This is a genomic window from Leucobacter sp. M11, assembly GCF_035726885.1.
In the GTDB taxonomy this organism is placed as follows: domain Bacteria; phylum Actinomycetota; class Actinomycetes; order Actinomycetales; family Microbacteriaceae; genus JAPFRB01.
Map to the genome: position 1 here is coordinate 313,634 of NZ_JAPFRB010000004.1, position 4,231 is coordinate 317,864.

Sequence of the window (4,231 nt, forward strand, 5' to 3'; positions counted from 1 at the left end):
AAGTCCCGCAAGTCGAAGCGGACGAAGCGGCAAGAGTTTGAGCTGCGCGAGGCGCCGTCGCTGGGCGGCGTGAGCGTTCCCCGCGGCGACGGCAACACGGTCGTCCGGCTGCGCCGCGGCGCGTCCATCGCGGACTTCGCCGACAAGATCAACGCGAGCCCGGGCAACCTGGTGACCGTGCTGTTCCACCTCGGTGAGATGGCGACGGCGACCGAGTCCCTCGACGAGGCGACCTTCACGATCCTCGGTGACGAGCTGGGCTACAAGATCCAGGTGGTTTCCCCCGAGGACGAGGACCGCGAGCTGCTCGAAGGCTTCGACATCGACCTCGATGCCGAGCTGGACGAGGAAGGCGACGACGTCCTTGAGGCCCGCCCGCCGGTGGTCACCGTCATGGGTCACGTTGACCACGGTAAGACCCGCCTGCTGGACGCGATCCGGAAGGCGAACGTTGGCCAGGGCGAAGCCGGTGGCATCACCCAGCACATCGGTGCCTACCAGGTCTCCGCCGAGCACGAGGGCATCGAGCGCAAGATCACCTTCATTGACACCCCCGGTCACGAGGCGTTCACCGCCATGCGTGCCCGTGGTGCGCAGGTCACCGACATCGCGATCCTCGTGGTCGCGGCTGACGACGGCATCATGCCGCAGACCATTGAGGCCCTGAACCACGCGCAGGCGGCCGGCGTGCCGATCGTCGTCGCGGTGAACAAGGTGGACAAGGAAGAGGCGAACCCCGCAAAGGTCCGCCAGCAGCTCACCGAGTACAACCTGGTGGCCGAGGAGTACGGTGGCGACGTCATGTTCGTCGACGTGTCCGCGAAGAACAACATGGGTATCAAGGAACTGCTTGACGCCGTGCTGCTCACCGCTGACGCCGGACTCGACATGCGCGCGAACCCGAACAAGGACGCCCGCGGTGTTGCCATTGAGGCGCACCTGGACAAGGGCCGCGGTTCCGTGGCCACCGTCCTCGTGCAGTCCGGAACGCTCCGCGTCGGCGACGCGATCGTCGCGGGAACGGCCTACGGCCGCGTCCGGGCGATGCTCGACGAGAACGGCGAGAACGTGACCGAGGCGACCCCGTCTCGCCCCGTGCTCGTCCAGGGTCTGAGCTCCGTGCCCCGCGCCGGTGACAACTTCATCGTCACCGAGGAGGACCGCACCGCCCGCCAGATCGCCGAGAAGCGCGAGGCAGCCGAGCGCAACGCTCTGCTCGCCAAGGCTCGCAAGCGCATCAGCCTGGAGGACTTCACCAAGGCCCTCGAGGACGGCAAGGTCGAGGCGCTCAACCTCATCATCAAGGGTGACGTGTCCGGTGCCGTTGAGGCGCTGGAGGAGTCGCTGCTCAAGATCGAGGTGGACGACAGCGTGCAGCTGCGCATCATCCACCGCGGCGTGGGCGCGATCACCGAGTCCGACGTGAACCTGGCGACGATCGACAACGCGATCATCGTGGGCTTCAACGTCCGCCCCGACACGAAGGCCCGCGAGCGCGCGGCCCGCGAGGGCGTGGACGTCCGGTTCTACTCGGTCATCTACAACGCGATCGACGACATCGAGAGCTCGCTCAAGGGCATGCTCAAGCCGGAGTACGAAGAGAAGCAGTCCGGTGTGGCCGAGATCCGCGAGGTGTTCCGCTCCTCCAAGTTCGGCAACATCGCCGGTGTTATCGTCCGCAGCGGCACGATCACGCGAAACGCCAAGGCGCGGGTTATCCGCGACGGCATCGTGCTGGCCGATGGCCTGGCCATCGAGTCCCTGCGTCGCTTCAAGGATGACGTCACCGAGGTCCGCACGGACTTCGAGGCGGGCATCGGCCTCGGCAAGTTCAACGACATCCAGGTCGGCGACGAGATCGAGACCACCGAGATGGTGGAGAAGCCGCGCGACTAGGGCGTCACACCCTCCTGACGGTCGGCCAATGCCGATCTGATTGACGGGGCAGATCCCCAGTGCCAATCTGGTACTGATGGCACGCCGGTCCGGGTTCGCCCGGGCCGGCGTCGCCGTCTCACCGAGGCAGAGCCTCACCCACGCACCGGCGGCGCCGCGCGAGCCGCGTCGCCGGCACCACCGGCACCACTGAGAAAGAGGACCTCATGGCGAACCCCAGAGCAGCAAAGGTTGCCGAGCGCATCCAGCAGATCATCGCGCGACGACTCGAAAAGGGCCTGCGCGACGAGCGCCTCGGCTTCGTGACGATCACCGACGTCCAGGTGACCGGTGATCTCCAGCACGCGAGCATCTTCTACACGGTGTACGGCACCGACGAGGAACGGGCGGATTCGGCCGCCGCCCTCAAGGCCGCGACCGGGATGCTCCGCACCGAGGTCGGCAAGAACCTGAGCATCCGGCTCACCCCGAGCCTCGAGTTCATCGCGGACGGCGTTCCCGAGAACGCCCAGCAGATCGACGCGCTCCTGCGCGAGGCCCGCTCCCGCGACCAGGCGTCCACGGAGCTTTCGGCGACGGCGAGCTACGCCGGCGACGAGGACCCCTATGTGAAGCCGCGCGAGGACGAGGACGAGTAGCCTTCCCACCCAGCACCCCTCCGCGAGGTGACCGATTCCGCAGGATTTCACCCGAGATCCCGACGGTCACGTCACCGCACGGAGGGGTGCTTCGTGCGCGGGGGGCGCGGAAGCTGCATCGGCACAGCAGATGAAATGTGGCTTTTACACCGCATTTTGCTGGTGCGAGGCGCACCGGAGTGTGCAAATATATTTTTCGGCTGGGGCCACGGACCGAGAGATCACTATGCGCACTCGCCTCATCACTCGCCTCGCCCCGGTGCTCGCCGTCGTCGGCGTGCTCCCCGGCCTCCTCGGGGCGGAGGCCCCGCCGCCAGAGCCCCTTGCCATCCCGGACGAGAGCGGCAAGGCCCGCGGGAGCGGGCAGTACGGCATCATCGGCGGGACCCAAGACTGGAATGTTGATCGCTACGGGCTCGACCTGGACGCGAGCGGGGCGCTCTGGGTCGCCACGAGCGGGGGCACCGCTCAGGGCATCACCGAGTATCCCCGGCGGCAGTTTGACCCCGCTGGCGGGGACTACCTTGGCGGGGGCCGCTTCGCAGCCGGGGGGACCGGCTACCTCTCCGCCGCCTTCGACGAGCCGCGCGTGTATCGCTTCCGGGACAGCACCCGGCGTGCCCCGGAGGTCGGCGAGGAGCCGTGGGCCGAGCCCCGAGGGATCGTGGCGCTCCCCGACGGCGGGATCGCCGTGAACGACACGAATGGAATCGTCAACACCCCCGTGGGCACCGTGCTCCGCTACGGACCGCAGCACGACGGCGTGCTGAGCACGGCGAGCTACGCCCGGGACCAGGGCTGTCAGTTCCTCGCGGACGGCGAGGCCCCCTGGGGCCCCTACGTCGCCGAGCTCGACGGCCGGCTCTACCTGCCCGTCGAAACCTGCAACGTGGTCAGCGTCTTTGACCTGGCCACGGGAGCCCCGCAGTTTCGGCTGACGGGGACCGGGCAAACCGCGGGGAATCGCCCGAACCGCCCGCTCCCCGAAATTGGCTGGGCGGCGGGCACCCTCGACGACGCGTACGGGGCGACCGTCGACGGGTCGGGGCTGCTCGTGACCGACCTGGGCGACAACCGGGGCGGGGGCGGCGTGCAGCGCTGGCTCCCCGACCCGGAGACCGAGAGCTGGGCTCTGGACGAGAGCTTCGGCGCGGGCGGGCGGATCTCGTTCCCCGGCACGAAGATTTACCGGGCGGTGCCGAATCCGGCAACCGGCGAGGTGTACGTCGTGCCGCAGACGGGCAACATCATGCGCGTCTCCCGGACGGGCGAGCGGCTCGGCACGCTGAACACCCCGGGCCTGCTCACCCTCGCCACCCGCGACATCGCGGTGACCGAGGAGGGCTGGCTCACGATGACCGCGCGCGGGAACCGCAGCATCCGGCTGCTCGCCCTCAGCCCCAGCCCGCTCACCGGGCTGCGCGCCGCGGTCGACCCGGTCACCGCGGACGTGGCGCTGGGCTGGGACGCCGCCGTCGAGGAAATCGGCCAGGCACCCCTCCTGGACCGGGTCATCGAGCTCTCGGATGACGGGGGCGCGACCTGGACGGTCGTCGAGCGGGAAGCGAGCATCGCGGCAACCGCAACCGTGCGCGGGCTCGCTCCGGGCGACTGGACGGCCCGGGTGACCCCCTGGAACGAGGCCGGGCGGGGCGACGCGGACACGGTGGGGTTCACCGTCGCAGAGCCGCGGCCCA

General features: G+C 69.1%; 3 protein-coding genes. All 3 read left to right on the plus strand.

Annotated features, from left to right (window positions below):
• Positions 1 to 1,896: translation initiation factor IF-2 (infB, locus tag OOT08_RS13520; protein WP_325093288.1), on the plus strand; the 1,896-nt coding region annotated here is incomplete at its 5' end.
• A gap of 206 nt (positions 1,897 to 2,102) precedes the next feature.
• Positions 2,103 to 2,534 (plus strand): 30S ribosome-binding factor RbfA, encoded by a 432-nt coding sequence (rbfA, locus tag OOT08_RS13525; RefSeq protein WP_325093289.1) that lies wholly within the window; start codon positions 2,103 to 2,105, stop codon positions 2,532 to 2,534.
• Positions 2,535 to 2,760: 226 nt separating this feature from the next.
• Positions 2,761 to 4,231: fibronectin type III domain-containing protein (locus OOT08_RS13530; protein ID WP_325093291.1), on the plus strand; the 1,471-nt coding region annotated here is incomplete at its 3' end.

Bases quoted from the DNA above. Each gene is read 5' to 3' on its own strand.
- rbfA (WP_325093289.1), top strand. From the start codon at position 2,103: ATGGCGAACCCCAGAGCAGCAAAGGTTGCCGAGCGCATCCAGCAGATC.